Origin of the sequence: Achromobacter kerstersii, assembly GCF_902859595.1 — a bacterium.
GTDB classification, from domain to species: Bacteria; Pseudomonadota; Gammaproteobacteria; order Burkholderiales; family Burkholderiaceae_B; genus Achromobacter; species Achromobacter kerstersii.
The window spans coordinates 326330-345234 of sequence record NZ_CADIJQ010000007.1 but is presented as its reverse complement, the minus strand read 5'-3'; the positions used below and the strand labels follow the sequence as shown (position 1 = coordinate 345234).

The 18905-nt window shown below is 62.0% G+C and carries 18 protein-coding genes; 7 read left to right on the top strand and 11 right to left on the bottom strand.

Annotated elements, in window-relative coordinates; genetic code table 11:
- Nucleotides 1-155 precede the first annotated feature (155 nt).
- Both HV765_RS21255 and HV765_RS21250 read left to right on the top strand, forming a co-directional pair.
- Nucleotides 156-1037 (top strand): AAA family ATPase, encoded by an 882-nt coding sequence (locus HV765_RS21255; protein ID WP_054424413.1) that lies wholly within the window; start codon nucleotides 156-158, stop codon nucleotides 1035-1037.
- A gap of 25 nt (nucleotides 1038-1062) precedes the next feature.
- Complete coding sequence (locus HV765_RS21250) at nucleotides 1063-2235, top strand: vWA domain-containing protein (protein ID WP_175170854.1); 1173 nt, start codon at nucleotides 1063-1065, stop codon at nucleotides 2233-2235.
- A gap of 18 nt (nucleotides 2236-2253) precedes the next feature.
- Here HV765_RS21250 and HV765_RS21245 read toward each other — a convergent pair whose 3' ends face one another.
- The 3 genes from HV765_RS21245 to HV765_RS21235 all read right to left on the bottom strand — a co-directional run bounded on the left by HV765_RS21245 (nucleotide 2254) and on the right by HV765_RS21235 (nucleotide 4140).
- Nucleotides 2254-2811 (bottom strand): GNAT family N-acetyltransferase, encoded by a 558-nt coding sequence (locus HV765_RS21245; protein ID WP_175170853.1) that lies wholly within the window; start codon nucleotides 2809-2811, stop codon nucleotides 2254-2256.
- 102 nt (nucleotides 2812-2913) lie between these two features.
- Nucleotides 2914-3291: a hypothetical protein gene (locus HV765_RS21240; protein ID WP_054424416.1), complete on the bottom strand. Its 378-nt coding sequence runs from the start codon at nucleotides 3289-3291 to the stop codon at nucleotides 2914-2916.
- Nucleotides 3292-3540: 249 nt separating this feature from the next.
- On the bottom strand, nucleotides 3541-4140 hold the full coding sequence (locus HV765_RS21235) for a GNAT family N-acetyltransferase (RefSeq protein WP_175170852.1): 600 nt from the start codon (nucleotides 4138-4140) through the stop codon (nucleotides 3541-3543).
- 99 nt (nucleotides 4141-4239) lie between these two features.
- Between HV765_RS21235 and HV765_RS21230 the strand changes: the two genes are divergently transcribed.
- Together HV765_RS21230 and HV765_RS21225 are read left to right on the top strand one after the other, a co-directional pair.
- Complete coding sequence (locus HV765_RS21230; RefSeq protein WP_175170851.1) at nucleotides 4240-6996, top strand: M16 family metallopeptidase; 2757 nt, start codon at nucleotides 4240-4242, stop codon at nucleotides 6994-6996.
- A gap of 295 nt (nucleotides 6997-7291) precedes the next feature.
- Nucleotides 7292-7681, top strand: a complete 390-nt coding sequence (locus HV765_RS21225) for a DUF4148 domain-containing protein (protein ID WP_054424421.1) — start codon at nucleotides 7292-7294, stop codon at nucleotides 7679-7681.
- Nucleotides 7682-8140: 459 nt separating this feature from the next.
- Here HV765_RS21225 and dnaJ read toward each other — a convergent pair whose 3' ends face one another.
- From dnaJ to hrcA, 7 genes are all read right to left on the bottom strand, one after another.
- Nucleotides 8141-9274, bottom strand: a complete 1134-nt coding sequence (dnaJ, locus tag HV765_RS21220) for a molecular chaperone DnaJ (protein WP_054424424.1) — start codon at nucleotides 9272-9274, stop codon at nucleotides 8141-8143.
- A gap of 109 nt (nucleotides 9275-9383) precedes the next feature.
- The gene (gene dnaK / locus HV765_RS21215; RefSeq protein WP_054424426.1) at nucleotides 9384-11309 is read right to left on the bottom strand and encodes a molecular chaperone DnaK; all 1926 of its coding nucleotides are present in this window, start codon (nucleotides 11307-11309) and stop codon (nucleotides 9384-9386) included.
- A gap of 81 nt (nucleotides 11310-11390) precedes the next feature.
- A complete protein-coding gene (locus HV765_RS21210) occupies nucleotides 11391-11795 on the bottom strand; it encodes a thioredoxin family protein (protein WP_054424428.1) in 405 nt (134 codons plus the stop codon).
- Between the two features lie 17 nt (nucleotides 11796-11812).
- Nucleotides 11813-12370 carry a nucleotide exchange factor GrpE gene (gene grpE / locus HV765_RS21205; RefSeq protein ID WP_054424431.1) on the bottom strand — a complete coding sequence of 186 codons (558 nt, stop codon included), beginning with the start codon at nucleotides 12368-12370 and terminating at the stop codon, nucleotides 11813-11815.
- 125 nt (nucleotides 12371-12495) lie between these two features.
- Nucleotides 12496-12732 carry a hypothetical protein gene (locus HV765_RS21200; RefSeq protein WP_054424433.1) on the bottom strand — a complete coding sequence of 79 codons (237 nt, stop codon included), beginning with the start codon at nucleotides 12730-12732 and terminating at the stop codon, nucleotides 12496-12498.
- Nucleotides 12722-13846, bottom strand: coding sequence for a ferrochelatase (hemH, locus tag HV765_RS21195; RefSeq protein WP_175170850.1), 1125 nt, complete (start codon nucleotides 13844-13846; stop codon nucleotides 12722-12724). Before hemH ends, HV765_RS21200 begins: the two co-directional genes overlap by 11 nt.
- 45 nt (nucleotides 13847-13891) lie before the next feature.
- Nucleotides 13892-14896, bottom strand: a complete 1005-nt coding sequence (gene hrcA / locus HV765_RS21190) for a heat-inducible transcriptional repressor HrcA (RefSeq protein ID WP_006223542.1) — start codon at nucleotides 14894-14896, stop codon at nucleotides 13892-13894.
- A gap of 141 nt (nucleotides 14897-15037) precedes the next feature.
- On the opposite strand from hrcA, the gene HV765_RS21185 reads away from it, so the two are divergent.
- On the top strand, nucleotides 15038-15937 hold the full coding sequence (locus HV765_RS21185) for an NAD kinase (protein ID WP_054424436.1): 900 nt from the start codon (nucleotides 15038-15040) through the stop codon (nucleotides 15935-15937).
- A 13-nt stretch (nucleotides 15938-15950) separates the two neighbouring features.
- On the top strand, nucleotides 15951-17615 hold the full coding sequence (recN, locus tag HV765_RS21180) for a DNA repair protein RecN (RefSeq protein WP_054424437.1): 1665 nt from the start codon (nucleotides 15951-15953) through the stop codon (nucleotides 17613-17615).
- Nucleotides 17616-17783: 168 nt separating this feature from the next.
- On the opposite strand, the gene fur is transcribed toward recN, so the two are convergent.
- Entirely contained in the window at nucleotides 17784-18203 is a 420-nt protein-coding gene (gene fur / locus HV765_RS21175; RefSeq protein WP_054424439.1) for a ferric iron uptake transcriptional regulator, read from the bottom strand.
- 156 nt (nucleotides 18204-18359) lie between these two features.
- On the opposite strand from fur, the gene HV765_RS21170 reads away from it, so the two are divergent.
- Nucleotides 18360-18896 carry an outer membrane protein assembly factor BamE gene (locus HV765_RS21170; RefSeq protein WP_054424441.1) on the top strand — a complete coding sequence of 179 codons (537 nt, stop codon included), beginning with the start codon at nucleotides 18360-18362 and terminating at the stop codon, nucleotides 18894-18896.
- The last annotated feature ends 9 nt before the right edge of the window (nucleotides 18897-18905 follow it).

Below are 18905 nucleotides of genomic sequence, written 5' to 3'. Positions count from 1 at the left end.
TAGGGCCTGCTCACACTTTGGCCCCCTGCAAACACGTTGCGGGTCGAACCCAGCTGCAAATCCAACTGCAAAACCGCCTGATTGTACGATAATTGCCCAGGATTAATACCTTACGATGGGTTTGATCCCCGTCAATTCTCGGAAGCCATCAGACAATGTCAGCAGCCCAGTCCGCCACCTCCGCGTCGCCTGCCCGCTTCAACGGCACCGACAGTTATGTCGCCACCGATGACCTGAAACTCGCCGTCAACGCCGCCCTGACCTTGCAGCGCCCCTTGCTTATCAAAGGCGAACCCGGCACCGGCAAGACCATGCTGGCCGAAGAGGTCGCACGCGCCCTGGGCCGGCCGCTGCTGCAATGGCATATCAAGTCCACCACGAAGGCGCATCAGGGCTTGTACGAATACGATGCCGTGTCGCGGCTGCGCGACTCGCAGCTGGGTGATGAAAAAGTCCGCGATATCCGCAACTACATCGTTCAAGGCACCTTGTGGCAAGCGTTCCAGGCGGATGAGCCGGTGGTGTTGCTGATCGACGAAATCGACAAGGCCGACATCGAATTCCCCAACGACCTGCTGCGCGAACTGGACCGCATGGAATTCCATGTGTACGAAACGCGCGAGACCATTTCCGCGCGCCATCGCCCGCTGGTCATCATCACATCCAACAACGAGAAGGACCTGCCCGACGCCTTCTTGCGCCGCTGCTTTTTCCATTACATCCGCTTCCCCGACCGCGACACCATGCGCGACATCGTGGCCGTGCACTACCCGCATTTGAAGCAGGACGTGCTGCGTGCGGCGCTGGACACGTTCTTTGCGCTGCGCGATGCGCCGGGCCTGAAGAAAAAGCCGTCAACGTCGGAACTGCTGGACTGGCTGCGCCTGTTGCTGGCTGAAAACGCCACGGCCGCCGAGATCGACGCACACACCGCCACCGCCGTGCCCCTGATGGCCGGCGCCTTGTTGAAGAATGAGCAAGACGTGCATCTGCTGGAACGCCTCGCGGCCATGACGCGCGGCGGCCAGCGCCGCTGATCTTGCCGCCACGCGCAGCCCGCTCATGCTGATCGACTTCTTCTACCACCTCCGGGCACACAAGCTGCCCGTCTCGGTCAAGGAATACCTGACGCTCGTGGACGCGCTGCGCCACGACCTGATGGCGCCCACGCTGGACGAGTTCTACTTCCTGGCGCGCGCCACGCTGGTCAAGGACGAGTCGCTTTACGACCGCTACGACAAGGCCTTTGGCGCCTACTACAAAGGCATCGAAGCCGCCCTGCCCGCCGGCAAGGAGATCCCGCTGGACTGGCTGATCAAGCAGTTCGAAAAGAACCTGTCGCCCGAAGACAAAGCCGCCATCGAAAAGCACGGCTGGGACAAGCTGATGGAGCTCTTCAAGGAACGCATGGAAGAGCAGAAGGAACGCCATGCGGGCGGCAGCAAATGGATCGGCACCGGTGGCACCTCGCCGTTCGGCAACGGCGGCTATCACCCCGAAGGCATCCGCGTGGGCGGCGCATCGGCCGGCAACCGCACGGCCGTGAAGGTCTGGGACATGCGCCAGTTCAAGGACTACGACGATCAGGTCGAACTGGGCACGCGCAACTTCAAGGTTGCGCTGCGCCGGCTGCGTCGTTTCGCGCGCGCAGGCGCCGAGATGGAGCTGGACCTGGACGACACCATCGCCAGCACCGCCCGCAATGCCGGCCACCTGGACTTGCGCATGGTCCCCGAACGGCACAACACGGTAAAGGTGCTGATGCTGCTGGACGTGGGCGGCAGCATGGACGACCACATCGGCCGCGTCGAGGAACTGTTCTCGGCCGCGCGCAGCGAATTTCGCAATCTGGAAGTCTATTACTTCCACAATTGCCCCTACGAAAGCCTGTGGCAAAGCAATCGGCGCCGTCAGAACGAACGCTTCGACACCTGGGACGTGCTGCGCAAGTACAACCCGGACTGGCGGCTGATCATCGTCGGTGACGCCACCATGAGCCCTTACGAAATCCTGCAACCGGGCGGGTCGGTTGAGCACTACAACAAGGAGCCCGGCGCGCAATGGATGCGGCGGCTGCTGGATGCCTGGCCGAAATCCGTCTGGCTGAATCCGGAGCCCACGGCGTCCTGGCAGTACCGTCAATCCATCGCGCTGATGCGCGACATCATGCAAGACCGCATGTACCCGGTCACGGTTGCCGGTCTGGAACAAGCCATGCGGGTGCTGTCGAAATAACGCGCGGCCGGTAAGGGATCAGCCATCCACCGGCTGTTCAGGCGTATCCAGAATCCGCTGATAAAACGCCAGGTCCAGCCACCGGCCAAACTTGAATCCCGCTTGCTTGATGGTGCCGGCGTGCGTGAAGCCCAGCTTTTCATGCAGGCGGATGCTGCCGTCGTTGGACGCATCAATGCCGCCCACCAGCACGTGCACCTGATTCTGGCGCGCCCGCTCAATCAGCACGCGCATCATCGCTTCGCCCAGGCCCTTGCCGCGAAAACGTCCGTCGACATACACGGAATGCTCGACGGAATACTTGAACGCGGGCCACGCGCGGAAAGTGCCGTAGCTGGCGAACGCCATCAGCTCACCGTCTGCGTTCTCGAAACCGACCACCGGAAAGCCGCCCTGCTGCTTGGTCTGGAACCAGCCCTGCATCGCCTCGCGCGGACGTGGCTTGTAGTCATACAGCGCGGTCGAATTGACGATCGCGTCATTGAAGATGGCCAGAATCTGGTCTGCATGGCGTTCATGCGTGCAGTCGACAAGGGTTGCGCCATCGGGCGCGACGATTTCAGCGGGCGTTTTCATGGGCAAAAGTGTACCGGCCGGCTCTGGAACCCGTCACGCGCCACGCATAAAAAAAACCGGCAATCTGCCGGTTCAGTAAGGTGTTGCCGCTTCTGGCCACTCTCAGGCGGCGCGGCTCTCCACTGATCGGTTGGCGGCGGACGCACTGCGCAAGCCGGGGCATTGGCGCCAGGACAGTTCGTCTGCATCCATGTCCAGGTCGAATAGGTCGTTCGCGGCCGGCCAAGGATGGCTGCGCGCGGCGGCGCCTTCCATCTCCAGCACATGTCCGGCGAACCCGCGGGGCGAACCGCCGCACTCCTCGAAATACCGCTGGGTGCTCAAGTCCACCACATAGGTGGTCATGTCATGGGTCAGTATGGCCACGAATTGGCCGTCATCACTGGCATAGGCGTACTGAAATTGCCCTTTGATCCCGTCGCCGTTCAAGGCGTTGCCGGTCAGTTGGGACAAGGCACGCGTGACGATCTCGGTCAGCATGGGTCGTTCCTCCGAAAAATGCGCCGGCAGGATGCCGGCAGCGAAGGCGCGAACGACAAGCACCGGCGCCGCACTCAAAGCGGCGTCTGGCGTTGGACGGGAAGCCGGTAGACGGCTGTCGCGCATCCCGTCGGCAACAGCTACTACGTCTTCAAAAGCTTACACCCGCGAACCTGCCGACCTCAAATTTGCCTTGTGCACTAAGGATATTGCAATGCAACACCCTATGACGACGCGGTTTTCGGGCCGTTATGCGGCTGCAACCGGCATGCCGCCTAGGTCGGCGTCACCATTTTTTGTTCGCATCCAATGCTCCCGCGGCAGGCGATAAAGCACATGTTGTTGCAACGGGTGCCCCTTCGCCACAGCGGGATGATCAAACAGGTCGGCATCCGCAAGCATGCCCAGCTTCTCCATCACCGCCCGTGAACGCTGGTTGCCCACCGCCGTGAAGGCCACGATTTCGTGCAGGCCCACCTGCTCGAAACCCACGCGCAGCGCGGCCTCGGCCGCTTCTCTGGCGTAGCCCCGGCCCCAGTACGGCTGCGCCAGACGCCAGCCGATTTCTACGCCTGGCGCAAACGGCAGCGTCGGCGGCATCGGCTTGATGCCCACAAAACCGACAAACGGCGCCACGCCGGGCGCCTCAACCGCCCAAAAGCCCCAGCCATGTTCATCAATGCCCGCCGCCAGGCGGCCAGCCAATGCATCGCTTTCGGACTCGGACAGCGGCAGCAGGAACTCGGTGACGCGGGGGTCTGAGTTCATTGCCGCGAACGGCTTGCGATCATCGGCGCGCCATTGGCGCAGCACAAGCCGCGGCGTTTCGACTTCCAGAGATAGAGACATGTTGCACTTCCTTGCCTTGCGCTACGGGGTGGCAGCCCCTGAACCATTGCCAACGTATACACTCCAACGGATTCTGCCATGCCAAAGGAATTGTCTGCCATGCGCCTGTCCCTGTCGAAGCTGCCGCGCCCGTTGGGTGTGCTGCTGTTCTCATCCTTCCTGGCCTTTCAGGCCGGCGCCGCGCCCCTCCCGGCGGGTGTCTCGGAGGCCGCCTCGATTGAAGGCATTACCGAATACCGCCTGGCCAACGGCTTGAGAGTGCTGCTGGTTCCCGATGAATCCAAGCCGTCCACCACCGTCAACATGACGTACCTGGTGGGCTCGCGCAACGAGAACTACGGCCAGACCGGCATGGCGCACCTGCTTGAACACATGCTGTTCAAAGGCACGTCCACCACCCGCAACGCCATGGGCGAATTCTCGCGCCGCGGCTTGCAAGCCAACGGCTCGACCTCCAGCGACCGCACCAATTACTTCGCCAGCTTCGCCGCCAACCCCGACACCTTGAAGTGGTATCTGGGCTGGCAGGCCGACGCCATGGTCAATTCCCTGATCGCCAAGGAAGACCTGGACTCGGAAATGACCGTCGTCCGCAACGAAATGGAAAGTGGCGAAAACAGCCCGTCCCGCATCCTGATGCAGAAGATGCAGGCCGCCGCCTTTCAGTGGCACAGCTACGGCAAGAACACCATCGGCGCGCGCTCCGACGTTGAAAACGTCGACATCGCCCAACTGCGCGCCTTCTATCACGAGTACTACCAGCCCGATAACGCCGTGCTGATCGTGGCCGGCAAGTTCGACCCGCAAGCTACGCTGGCGGATATTCAGGAAACGCTGGGCAAGCTGCCCAAGCCCGAACGCAAGCTGCCGCCCGAATACACGGTGGAACCCACGCAAGACGGCGAACGCTCGGTGACCTTGCGGCGCACGGGCGGCACCCCGCTGGTGGCCGCGATGTACCACATCCCTGCTGCCGGCAGCGCAGACTTCGTGCCGCTGGACCTGGCCACCGTCATTCTGTCCGACACGCCGTCGGGCCGCCTGTATCACGCGCTGGTCGCCACCAAGCTGGCTTCGGGCGTGTTTGGCTTCACCATGGAAAACCGCGACCCGGGCCTGGCGATGTTCGGCGCGCAGTTGCCCCCCGGCAAGAACCTGGACACCGCCATGACGGCGCTGACCAGCACGCTGGAAACGCTGGCGAAGAAGCCCTTCACACAACAGGAGTTGGACCGCGCGCGCAGCAAATGGCTGACCGCGTGGGAACAGACCTATAGCGATCCCGAGCAGGTGGGCGTGGCGCTGTCTGAAGCGATCGCCGCGGGCGACTGGCGCTTGTTCTTCCTGCAGCGCGACCGCGCACGCAAGGCCTCGCTGGCCGACGTGCAAAAGGCCGCTGTCACGTATCTGGTGCAAAGCAACCGCATTGAAGGCCGCTACATCCCCACCGAAAAGCCGGTGCGCGCCCCGCAATTGCAGCGTGAAGACCTGACTGCCGTTTTCAAGGACTACAAGGGCGATTCCGACTTCAAGGCCGCATCCGCCTTTGATCCCACGCCGGAAAATATCGACAAGCTCACCCAGCGCAAGAAGCTGGACCTGCCCAACGGCCCCGTCCAACTGGCGCTCTTGCCCAAGGCCACGCGCGGCAACCGCGTGCAGGCGCAGATGCTGATCCAGTTCGGCAATGAAAAAGACCTGCGCGGCCAACGCGTGAACGCCAGCGCCGTCGCCGACCTGCTGACCCGCGGTACGGCCAAGCTGTCGCGCCAGGACATCCAGGACCGTCTGGACAAGCTGCAAGCCGAGCTTGGCTTCAGCGGCGGCGGCACCACGCTCAAAGTCGCGATGTCGACCAAGAGCGAAAACTTGCCCGAACTGACCGCGCTGGCGCTGGAGATCGTGCGCACCGCGAACTTCCCGAAGGAACAGCTCGAGGAATACCAACGCCAGATCGAGACCTCGATCCAGAACGCCATGACCGAGCCCTCGGCGCTGGCCGGCCGCGCCCTGGCTCGCCAGGACAACCCGTGGCCTGCCGATGACCTGCGCTATGTGCCCACGTTTGACGAAGCGCTGGCCAGCGTGCGCGGCCTGAACCGCGACGCCCTGGTCAAGTTCCACACCAAGTTCTATGGCGCGGGCAAGATCGAGTATTCGGCCGTTGGCGATTTCGAGCCGGAAGCCGTGGAAAAGGCCATCAAGACCGGTTTGGCCGGCTGGAAGAAGGCGCCCGCCTACACCCGCGTGCCCAATCCCTACCGCGACATTCCCGCCAAGCAGTTCGACATCGACACGCCCGACAAGGCCAACGCCTTCTATATCTCGCGCATGCCGCTGAAGCTGCAAGACACGGACGCCGACTACGCGGCCCTGTACCTGGCCAACTACCTGTTCGGCGCGTCGGAAACGTCACGCTTGTGGAACCGCGTGCGTGAAACCGAAGGGCTGTCGTACAACGTGCGCAGCTCGCTGTCGGTCTCGTCGTTCGAACCCAGCGCCAGCTGGACCATGTACGCCATCTACGCGCCGCAAAACCGCGAGCGCCTGGAGAAGGCCATCAACGAGGAATTGGCCCGCGTGCTGAAAGAAGGCTTCTCGGACAAGGAAATTTCCGACGGCATCAATGCGCTGCTGAACTACCGCAACCTGGCACGCGCGCAGGACGACATCCTGGCCAGCACGTGGCTGGACTACCTGCAACGCGGCCGCACATTCGAATGGTCGGCCGAGATGGACAAAAAGATCTCGGCGCTGAAACCCGAAGCGGTCAACGCCGCCCTGCGCAAATATCTGCGGCCTGACGGCTTCAGCACCGCCGTGGCGGGCGACTTCAAAAAGAAGGCAACGCCTTGATCCGCTGAGCACTTCTCGCAACACCGGCCCCTGCCTTGTGCAGGGGCTTTTTTTTGCACGATGAAATCCGGGTTCCCAGGCAGCCAGGCCTTTGAATCCGCATAACCATGCCATAGGTGGGGAATTTTTTTCACAAATAACTTATTACTCGGTTATTTGGAAAGATGTTTTCAAGGAATACGGGTTTATCCCAGGTGGGATGACGCGCACAATTCAGTCATCGGGAACAAACAACGAACCACGACGGAGGGCCGCCGGATTCGGTCCCCACTAAAAACGAATTGGAGGTCTCACCATGAAAACCCTAACCACCACCCTGCTTCTGTCCCTAGCCCTGGTTGGCGTTGGCGCCCAAGCCGCCGGCGTTGAACAAGCCAAGACAAGCGCACAAGTCGCGACCGAATTGCAGCAAGCCAAGGCCAGCGGTCAATATACCTTCGGCGAACTGGACTATCCGCCCGCCCAACCCCAAGCGGCCAGCCTGACCTCGCAAGACGTGCAAGCGCAGCTGCAACAAGCCAAGATCAGCGGCGAATACACGTTCGGTGAACTGCAATACCCGCCCGTCGTTGCGGCTCCGGCCAGCGTGAAGACCCGCGCCGAAGTCCAGCAGGAACTGGCTCAAGCCAAGGCCAGCGGCCAATACACGTTCGGCGAACTCGAATACCCGCCGATCACCCGGTGAGCTGCTTGCTGTAGCCCGGCCGGCCTCAGGCGGCATCATGGCTTGAGGCCGGTTTCTTCCGGTACAGCGGCAACCGCAGTAGCAGTACCTAGTAGTAGCAGTACGAGGTAGTAGCAGTACGAGGTAGTAGCAGTACGAAGCACTAGCAGTACGAAGTAGTAGCGGTACGAAGTAGCAGCAGTACGAAGTAGTAGCGGTACGAAGTAGTAGCGGTACGTAGCACTAGCAGTACGTAGCACTAGCAGTACGTAGCACTAGCAGTACGAAGTAGTAGCAGTACGAAGCACTAGCAGTACGTAGCACTAGCAGTACGAAGCAGTAGCAGTACCAAGGCCGCGGCGTAAAGCTGCGGCCTTTTTATTACGTAAGATGGGCAAAGCGCCCAATGAAAGCCCAACGAATCCCCAAAAGAAAAAGCCGCGATCTCGTCGCGGCTTTTCCACAGGCCCTTCAGCCCTTTCAGCTGAAGAATTCCTTCACTCGGTCCGTCCAGGACTTGCTTTGCGGCGAGTGGCGATCGCCACCGTCGTTCAGCGAGGCCTCGAACTGGCGCAGGATGCTCTTCTGGTCTTCGCTCAAGCGCACGGGCGTTTCCACGACGACGTGGCAATACAGGTCGCCCGGATAGCTGCCGCGCACGCCGCGAATACCCTTGCCGCGCAGCCGGAAAGTCTTGCCCGACTGGGTGCCTTCGGGAATCGAGATCTCGGCCTTGCCGCCCAGCGTGGGCACCTGAAGCTCGCCACCCAATGCCGCCGTGGTGAACGGGATGGTCAGCTCGCAGTGCAGATCGTCGCCATCGCGCTGGAAGATCTTGTGCTGCTTGATGTGGATTTCCACATACAAGTCGCCCGGGGGGCCGCCGTTGATGCCCGGCTCGCCATTGCCGCTGGAGCGGATGCGCATGCCGTCATCGATACCGGCCGGAATCTTGACCTGCAGGGTCTTGTTGCGGCGGATACGGCCCACGCCGTCGCAAGACGGGCACGGGTCGGTGATTTCCTTGCCATTGCCGTGGCAGGTCGGGCAGGTTTGCTGCACGCTGAAGAAGCCTTGCTGCATCCGCACGGCGCCCGAGCCACCGCAGGTGCGGCAGGTCTTGGGCGACGTGCCAGCCTTGGCGCCAGAGCCGTGGCAGGTATCGCAGTTTTCCCAGCTGGGGACGCGGATTTCGGTATCGAAACCGGCCGCGGCCTGTTCCAAGGTGATTTCCAGCGCGTACTTCAGGTCGGCGCCGCGGTACACCTGCGGGCCGCCGCCGCGACGGCCACCGCCGCCGCCACCGCCAAAGATCTCGCCGAAAATGTCGCCAAAGGCGTCGGCAAAACCGCCGCCCATTCCCGCCCCGCCCATGCCGGCGGAGTTGGGGTCGACGCCCGCATGGCCATAGCGGTCATACGCGGCGCGCTTCTGTTCATCACCCAGGACCTCGTAGGCTTCCTTGGCTTCCTTGAACTTCTCTTCGGCTTCTTTGCTGTCCGGATTGCGATCCGGGTGGTACTTCATGGCCAGCTTTCGATAGGCCTTCTTGAGTTCGTCGTCCGCGGCGTTTTTTGCTACGCCCAAGACTTCGTAATAGTCGCGTTTTGCCATGATCCGTGGGCTCAAAAACGAGCCATCTTTTCAGTGCTACAGAATGAGTACGCCCGGTAGGCGGATTTCTCCGGCTACCGGGCGGCAGAGGCTGGTCAGCGCCCGGCCATTATTGGTCGCGCTTGACTTCCTTGAAGTCGGCGTCGACGACGTTGTCGTCTACCGGCTTCGCGTTATCGGCCGCTTGTTGCTGGCCGGCGGCTTGTTGAGCCTGCATGTCGGCGTACATCTTTTCGCCCAGCTTCTGCGATGCGGTCGACAAGGTTTCCACCTTGGCGTCGATCGCGGCCTTGTCGCCTTCCTTCAGCGTGTCTTCCAGGTCCTTGATGGCGGCTTCGATGCTTTCCTTTTCGGAAGCTTCGAGCTTGTCGCCGTACTCGGTCAACGACTTGCGGGTGGCGTGCACCAGCGCGTCGGCCTGGTTGCGCGACTGAGCCAGCTCGGCAACACGGTGATCTTCCTCGGCGTTGGCCTCGGCATCCTTGACCATGCGCTGGATCTCGTCTTCCGACAGACCCGAGTTGGCCTTGATGGTGATCTTGTTTTCCTTGCCGGTGCCCTTGTCTTTGGCGGACACGTGCAGGATGCCGTTAGCGTCGATGTCGAACGTGACTTCGATCTGCGGCATGCCGCGCGGCGACGGCGGAATCCCTTCAAGGTTGAACTCGCCCAGGGCCTTGTTGCCCGCGGCTATTTCGCGCTCGCCTTGGAACACCTTGATCGTCACGGCCGGCTGATTGTCGTCAGCGGTCGAGAAGGTCTGCGAGAACCGGGTCGGGATCGTCGTGTTCTTCTGGATCATCTTCGTCATCACGCCGCCCAGGGTTTCGATACCCAGCGACAGAGGCGTCACGTCCAGCAGCAGCACGTCCTTGCGGTCGCCCGACAGCACGGAACCTTGAATGGCGGCGCCAGCGGCAACGGCTTCATCCGGGTTCACGTCCTTGCGCGGATCTTGGCCGAAGAATTCCTTCACCTTTTCCTGAACCTTGGGCATGCGGGTCATGCCGCCGACCAGGATCACGTCGTCGATGTCGGAAACCTTCACGCCAGCGTCCTTGATGGCGACGCGGCAGGGTTCGATCGTGCGTTCGATCAGTTCTTCAACCAGCGCTTCCAGCTTGGCGCGCGTGATCTTCAGGTTCAAGTGCTTCGGACCCGAGGCATCCGCCGTGATGTACGGCAGGTTGATTTCGGTCTGCTGAGCCGACGAGAGTTCGATCTTCGCCTTTTCAGCCGCTTCCTTCAGGCGTTGCAGCGCCAGCACGTCTTTCGACAGATCAACGCCTTGTTCCTTCTTGAACTCGGCAATGATGTAGTCAATGATGCGTTGGTCGAAGTCTTCGCCGCCCAGGAAGGTGTCGCCGTTGGTCGACAGCACTTCGAACTGCTTTTCACCGTCAACGTCAGCGATTTCGATGATGGACACGTCGAACGTGCCGCCACCCAAGTCATAGACGGCGATCTTGCGGTCGCCCTTTTCGGTCTTGTCCAGGCCGAACGCCAGCGCGGCTGCGGTGGGTTCGTTGATGATGCGCTTGACTTCCAGACCGGCGATGCGGCCGGCGTCTTTGGTGGCCTGGCGCTGGCTGTCGTTGAAGTAAGCGGGCACCGTGATGACGGCCTCGGTCACTTCTTCGCCCAGGTAGTCCTCGGCGGTCTTCTTCATCTTGCGCAGCACGTCGGCCGACACTTGGGGAGGCGCCATCTTCTTGCCGCGCACTTCCACCCAGGCATCGCCGTTGTCGGCGCGAGCGATGGTGTAGGGCATCAGGTTGATGTCCTTTTGCACCGCTTTTTCTTCGAACTTGCGGCCGATCAGGCGCTTCACCGCGTACAGGGTGTTGCGCGGGTTGGTCACAGCCTGGCGCTTGGCGGGTGCGCCAACCAGGGTCTCGCCGTCGTCCATGTAGGCAACGATCGAGGGGGTGGTACGAGCGCCTTCCGCGTTTTCAATGATTTTGACCTGCCCGCCGTCCATGACAGCTACGCAGCTGTTGGTCGTGCCCAGGTCAATGCCAATAATCTTGCTCATGGTGGGTTACCTTGAATTGAATCTATGAAAATAGAGAGAAACTTCTTGTCCCCACATAACTGGGGCTACTCGCAGGGTTTTTCAAGACGCCTTGCTGGAATTTTCCGCATTCGGGTCTTGCAACCGATGAATTGCCGCCGTGAACTGGGGCAATCCGGGCCAACCGGTGATACGACCGAGCCGTTTGCCGGCCCGGTACAGCACAAAAGTGGGGACACCATGCAGGGAAAAGCGGCGGCCCAGGGGCTCGTCGGCATAGACATCGGCCTCGAACCACGTCAGGCCCAGCTCAAGCAAGGTGGCTTGATGCAGCAGCGCCGCCTGCTTGAAAAGATTGCAGTTATAGCAATCCTGCCCCCACAAAAACACGCAACGCAAGTCCGATCCCGGCGCCTGGACCACGGCGGCATCGAATCCCGCGGTGTCAACATGACGCATGCCGAACACCTGGAAAACCTGAGCCGGATCGAAACGGGGATCGGTCATGGTGCGCGCGAGGCGGTTCAGCCCTGACCGGCAGACACCACCACCAGCGCCGGACGCAGCGTCCGGTCAGCGATGACGTAGCCTTTTTGCAGCAGCTGCACCACGGTATTGGCGGGCTGCTCGTGGGGAATGGACGAAATCGCTTGATGCAGGTGCGGGTCGAACTTGTCACCTTGCGCCGGGGCGATGTCTTTCAGCAGATTGCGCTCAAAGGCGGCGCTCAGCTGCTTCAAGGTCACTTCGACGCCTTCGCGCAGCGTCGCAACGGTCTGGTCAGGCTGGGCCAGTGCGGCCTCCAGGCTGTCCTTGACCGGAACCAGGCTTTCGGCGAACGACTCGATGCCGAACTTGCGCGCCTTGGACACTTCTTCCTGGGCGCGGCGGCGCACGTTCTCAGCTTCGGCGTGCACACGCAGAAGCTGGTCGTGCTGCTCATTGACGGTAGCCTGGGCGGCGTCCAGTTGGGCGCGCAACTCGTTCAGCTCGGCCTGTGCGGCGTCCTGGGCGGCGGGGGCCGCGCCGGCGTTCTGGCCGGCTTCGGGCGTCTGATCTACAGGCTCGTGGGGTGCCGTCATGGGGAATCCTCCAAAAAGAATGGCTTTCGCAGACATGAATGGGGGCCAATACCCCTATTTCAAGCCCGGGAAAGCGAAATATTCCCTGACGGCATCCGCCCGGGCGGCGGCGTGGCCGGAGGCGTTTACTTCTTGTGGGGCGTGGCGGGCGCGACGGGGTCGCTGGCCGGGAAGCTCTCTTTCAGAGCACGGTCCACGCGCGCATCGTCTTCGTCGGGTTCTGACCGGATCGCGATGGGATCGCTGGCAGGAAAGGTCTCGGCCAGCGCTTCATCCAGATCGTGCTCGACCTGATCCTCATCTACCGGGGTGGAAACCGTCCCCTTTTTTACAACCTTGTCGCTCTTGGGATCATGGTGCATGCGCCTTCTCCTTCAAGTCCGTGATGGGCTGGGCAGTCAGAGGCCACCCCTGCAAGTTCCGTTCCACCAACCTGGCCAAGCCGGCGATCCAGTCGGGATCGTCGTTCAGCGCCGGGATATAGCGGAACTGCTTGCCGCCCGCCTCGATAAAGGCGTCGCGGCATTCAAGGCTGATCTCTTCCAGCGTTTCCAGACAGTCTGCCACAAATCCCGGGCACACCACATCCACCTCGGTAATGCCCGAGGCAGCCAGCGCCTTAAGCGTAGGTTCGGTGTACGGCTCCAGCCAGCGCGCAGTGCCGAAGCGGCTTTGGAACGTGACTTCGATCTGCTCACGCGGCAGCGACAGGCGTTGCGACAACAACCGCGCCGACTCCATGCAATCGCGGTAATACGGGTCGCCCAATTCGATCGAATAGCGCGGCAGGCCGTGAAAGCTCATTACCAACTTCTGCGGTTTGCCACGTTCGCGCCAAAAGGACTCGATGCTGGCCGCCAATGGGTCCAGCCAGGCCGGGTCTTCATGGAAACGCTTGGTGAAGCGCAGTTCTGGCTGATCGCGCAGCCGCCCCGCATGGCGGGTGACCGCATCCACGACGGTGGCCGTGGTGCTCGCGGCGTATTGCGGATACAGCGGCACGGTCAGGATGCGTTCGCAGCCAGCGGCGCGCAATCGTGTCATCGCATCGGGAATCGACGGATTGCCATAGCGCATCCCCAATTCCACGACGGCATTAATGCCAGACTGTTGCAAGGCCGCGCGCACGCCTTCCGCCTGGCGCTGGCTGTAGACCATCAGCGGCGAACCCTCTTTGAGCCACACGCCGGCGTAGCGCGGCGCGAGCTTCTTCGGGCGCAGCGTCAGCACCAGACCGTGCAGGATGGGTTTCCACAAATAACGGGGAATTTCGATGACGCGCGGGTCGGACAGGAATTCGCCCAGGTACTTCTTGATGTCCTTCTTGCTGGGGGTGTCCGGCGTGCCCAGGTTCACCAGCAGCACGCCGATCTTGTCCAGGCCACGCGGCGGCGGATCTTCGTTGAAGGGGTCGTCCTGCTCGGTTTCCGGCAGATAGCGTTCAGGCCATAGATACTTGAACAGGCGAAGAAACACAAAAACTCCCCTTCCTCCGCAAGGAGGATGTAGCTTTGAATGGAACTACTGGTTGTGGCTGAGGGCGTTGGACAACAAGCGCGCCGTGATGTCCACGATGGGAATGACGCGCTCGTAAGCCATGCGGGTGGGGCCGATCACGCCCAGCGTGCCCACCACCTTGCCGTCCACGCCGTAAGGCGCGGTGATGACCGACACTTCTTCCATCGGCACCAGTTGCGAGTCGCCGCCGATGTAGATCTGCACGCCCTGCGCGCGGCTGGACACGTCCAGCAGTTGCAGCAGGTCGGTCTTCTTTTCGAACAGCGAAAACATTTTGCGCAGGCGGTCCATGTCGGACGCGATGTCCGTCACGTCAAGCAGCTTGCGTTCGCCGGAAATGATCATGGCGTCGCCATCTTCCGCCGCTTCCGCGCTGGCTTCCACCGCCGCCTGCATCAGGCGTGAGATGTCTTCGCGCAGTTGGGCGAGCTCGGTCGACAGCGTTTGCCGCACCGCATTGAAGGACTTGCCGGCGAAATGCATGTTGAAGAAATTGCCGGCTTCCAGCAATTCAGCTTCGACGTAATCGCGCTGCACAAAGAGGATGCGGTTCTGGACGTCGCCATCGGGCGTGACGATGATCAGCAGCACCCGCTTGTCGGACAGGCGGATGAATTCAATCTGGCGGAACACCTGAGCGCGCTTGGGCGTCAGCACCACGCCTGCGAATTGCGTCAGGTTCGACAGCAAGGCGGCGGCCGCGTTGACGGCGCGCGTGGGTTCGGCGGCCGACAGCATTTCGCCCATGTTGTGGGGTTGCAGCTGATAGGACTGCACCGCAAGCAGGGAATCGACGAACATGCGATAGCCCCGCGGCGTGGGAACCCGGCCGGCGGAGGTGTGCGGACTGTGGATCAGCCCCAGCTCTTCAAGATCCGCCATGACATTGCGGATGGTGGCTGGGGACAAATCGAAGACTTTCGATAGCGTCCGCGAGCCGACGGGCTGCCCATCGGCGATGTAGCGTTCTATCAACGCTTTCAGTAGTGCGCGTGCGCGGTCATCCATAGCAGGTATTTTAGGGAATCTTTTCCAATTAAGGCGATTTTTGTCCCGCAAGCAGATATGCGGCCCCATATAATCGGCTAAACCGCCCATTCGGGGCACGTTTTGGCTTTCGGATTCCGCCTTTTTGATACGCACGCAGCCATGCACTTTCCTACCGTCGCCCTGATCGGCAGATACCAGGACACCGGCCTGGACACACCGCTGAGAGCACTTGCGCACGCGCTGACGCAAGCGGGCAGGCACGTGCTTATCGATGCGGACACCGCGCGCAACACCGGCCTGACCGAATACCCCGTCGCTACCCTCGAAGAGATTGGCCAGAATGCCTCGCTGGCCGTCGTGATGGGCGGCGATGGCACCGTGCTGGGCGCGGGCCGGCATCTGGCCCCCTATGGCGTGCCGCTGGTCGGCATCAACCACGGCCGATTGGGCTTCATCACCGACATTCCGCTGCAAGACGCGCACGGCGCGCTGGCGCGTGTACTGGAAGGCAGCTTCCAGATCGAAGAACGCATGCTGCTGGAAGGCAGCGTGTGGCGCGGCGATCAAAAAATGTATTCCGCGTCGGCGCTGAACGACGTCGTGCTGAACCGCGCCGGCCGCGGCGGCATGATCGAAGTGCGCGTCGAGCTGGACGGCGCCTTCATGTACACGCAGCGCGCCGACGGCCTGATCATCGCCACGCCCACCGGCTCAACCGCGTATGCGCTGTCTGCCAACGGCCCCATCCTGCATCCCGGCATGAACGCCATGGTGCTGGTGCCCGTGGCCCCGCAAACGCTGTCAAACCGCCCTATCGTGATACCTGACACGGGCGTGCTGAACATGACACTGACGGCAATGGGCCGCGTGGAAGTTGGCGCCAGTGTGCATTTCGACATGCAAACCTGGTCCGACCTACAACCCGGCGACCGCATCGTCGTGCAGCGCGCGCCGTACACCATCCGCTTCGTGCACCCTGAAGGCTACAGCTTCTTTTCCACCCTGCGCCGCAAGCTGCACTGGAACCTGATGCCCCAGGCCACCGACAACGTAGAGTAGTAAGCGCCCCGACATGCTGCGCACCCTGCATATCCGCGACTTCGTCATCGTCGAACAAACGGAAATCCATTTTGGCCCCGGCTTTACCGTCTTTTCTGGTGAAACCGGCGCGGGCAAATCCATCCTCGTGGACGCGCTGGCACTGACGCTGGGCGAACGCGGCGACGCCAGCATGCTGCGCGAAGGTGCTGCGCGCGCCGACATCACCGCCGTCTTCGACACGCCCAAATCCCTGCACGCCTGGCTGGCCGAACGCGAGATTGATGCGGACGACGAACTGTCGCTGCGCCGCGTAATCGATGCGCAAGGCCGCAGCCGCGCCTACATCAATGGCACGCCGGCCACCGTCGCACAACTGCGCGAACTGGGCGATAGCCTGGTCGATATCCACGGCCAGCACGCCCATCAAAGCCTGATGCGCCCTGATGCCCAACGCGACTTGCTCGACGCCCACGGCGGCCATGGCGATCTGCGCCAAGCCGTCGGCCAGGCATGGAAGCAGTGGCGCGCGCTGGCGCGGCAATTGGAAGCGGCCGAAAAAGATGCGGCCAGCCTGGCCACCGAACGCGACCGCCTGCAATGGCAGGTCGACGAGCTGGACCAATTGGCATTAGGCCCGGACGAATGGGAATCGCTGCAATCCGAGCACACGCGGCTGTCGCATTCGCAATCGCTGCTGGACGGCGCCTCGCAAATTCTTGAAGCACTGGACGGCGAAGGCGACTCCGCGCATCACCGCGTGACCTCCGCCAACTCCCGCATCCAGCAGTTGCTTCGGCACGACCCCGGCCTGCAAGGCGTGTATGACGAACTGGAATCGGCTCGCATCGCCATCAGCGAAGCCGTGTCTGACCTGAACAATTACGTCAGCCGCGTCGATCTCGACCCGAAGCGGCTGGCCGACGTGGAAGCGCGGCTAGGCCTGGTGTTCGAAACCGCCCGCAAATTCCGCACCGAACCCAATGGCTTGTGCGAGTTGCGCGATGCGCTGCACGCCGAACTGGCCGCGTTGCAGGCCGCAGGCGACATCGACGCGCTGCGCGCCCAAGCCGTCACGGCGCAGGCCCAGTACGACACGGCCGCGGCGAAACTCACCACGGCCCGCCGCAAGGTCGCAAAAGACCTCGGCAAACAAGTCACGCTGGCCATGCAGACGCTGGCCATGCAAGGCGGCAAGTTTGAGCCCACGCTGGCCGCTTCCGCGCCGTCCGCGCATGGCAATGAACAAGTGGAATTCCTGGTGGCCGGCCATGCTGGCACCACGCCCCGCCCCCTGGCCAAGGTGGCCTCGGGCGGCGAACTATCGCGTATTTCGCTGGCGCTGTCCGTCATCGCCAGCCGCGCGGCTCGCGTGCCCACGCTGATCTTCGACGAAGTCGATAGCGGTGTTGGCGGCGCGGTAGCCGAAGCGGTTGGCAAACTCTTGCGCGAACTCGGCGAACGCCATCAGGTGCTGTGCGTCACGCACTTGCCGCAAGTGGCCGCCTGCGCCAACAACCAGTTCCTGGTCAGCAAGACCGAATCACGCGGCACCACGCGCTCCAGCATCGAAGAGCTGGACGCAGCCGACCGCGTCGAAGAGATCGCCCGGATGCTGGGTGGCATCAAGCTCACCGCCACCACGCGAGAACACGCGCGCGAGATGCTTGAAGGATTCCGCCACCCCGCGGGTGAATGACGCCTTCGGTGCGTCACCGGCTAGAAAAACAGACCGCCCCCGCGCTCAGGCCCGGGGGCTTTTTTATAGATGGCGCCCATAAAAAAAGCCCCTACTAATATGAGGGGCTTTTGATCTCACTGGCCCGCAGTGAGCGCGGCCACGGACCGTGGGGCGGACGCTAGCGGATTAGCGGCCTTTCATGCAGCTGCCGCAGATGCCGTAAAGCACCATGGCATGGCTTTCCAGCGCAAAGCCGTTGTCTTTGGCAATCTTCTGCTGGCGCTTTTCGATGTCCGGGTCTGAGAACTCGACCACCGTGCCGCAATTCGTACAAATCAGGTGATCGTGGTGATCGCCGTCATTGAGCTCGAACACGGCCTTGCCGCTGTCGAACTGGCTGCGGGCAAGAATGCCGGCTTGTTCGAACTGCGTCAGCACGCGATAGACCGTTGCCAGGCCAATTTCGACGTTTTCGCCAATCAGGGCGCGGTAAACGTCTTCGGCGCTAAGGTGCCGCTGGTCGGATTTGCGGAAAATATCAAGAATTTTCAGGCGCGGAAACGTCGCCTTCAAACCCATGTTCTTCAGTTCGCTTTGGTCGCTCATGGTGTAATCGCTCTCCGTCCGCGTTGGCATGGGCAAGGATTGGGGTGCGCCGCGAGCCGGCTCACCTGAATTCATGCCGCCCCGCGGAACTATCCTTATGAAACCTTTATGATAACGGTTTTGTCTGCTTCCAAATAATAGGGGCGCGTAGTGTCCATGATTGCACGAATTCCCTCCCGCTCACTGAAGACCGGATTGGCCGTTGCCGCCCTGGCCGTCGCTCTTGCCGGTTGCTCGGGGGACAAGTGGGGCTTCCCCTACAAAGCCGGTGTCCAGCAGGGCAACTGGATCACCCAGGAGCAAGTCTCCCTGTTGCAGCCGGGCATGACGCGCGAGCAAGTGCGCTTCGCGTTGGGCAGCCCCACGCTGACCAGCGTCCTGCACGCCAACCGCTGGGACTACCCCTACTACTACAAGCCCGGCTACGGCGAAGCCCGTGAACGCAAGTTCACCGTCTGGTTCGAGAACGACCGCCTGACCCGCTGGGAAGGCGACAAGCAACCCGACCTGCAGCCGTATCAACTGAATACGCCCAGCAGCACGGCGGACGAAAAGGCCGACACGCGCCTGGACCGGGACATGGAGCGGATCAAGGAAGACGAAGCGCTGCAAAAGCGTGACTCCGCCGCCCCCGTCAGCCCGCTGAACCAGTACCCCGGCCAGCCCGGCAACGCGCCCGAGCCGCTCCGGTAACCCCAAGGA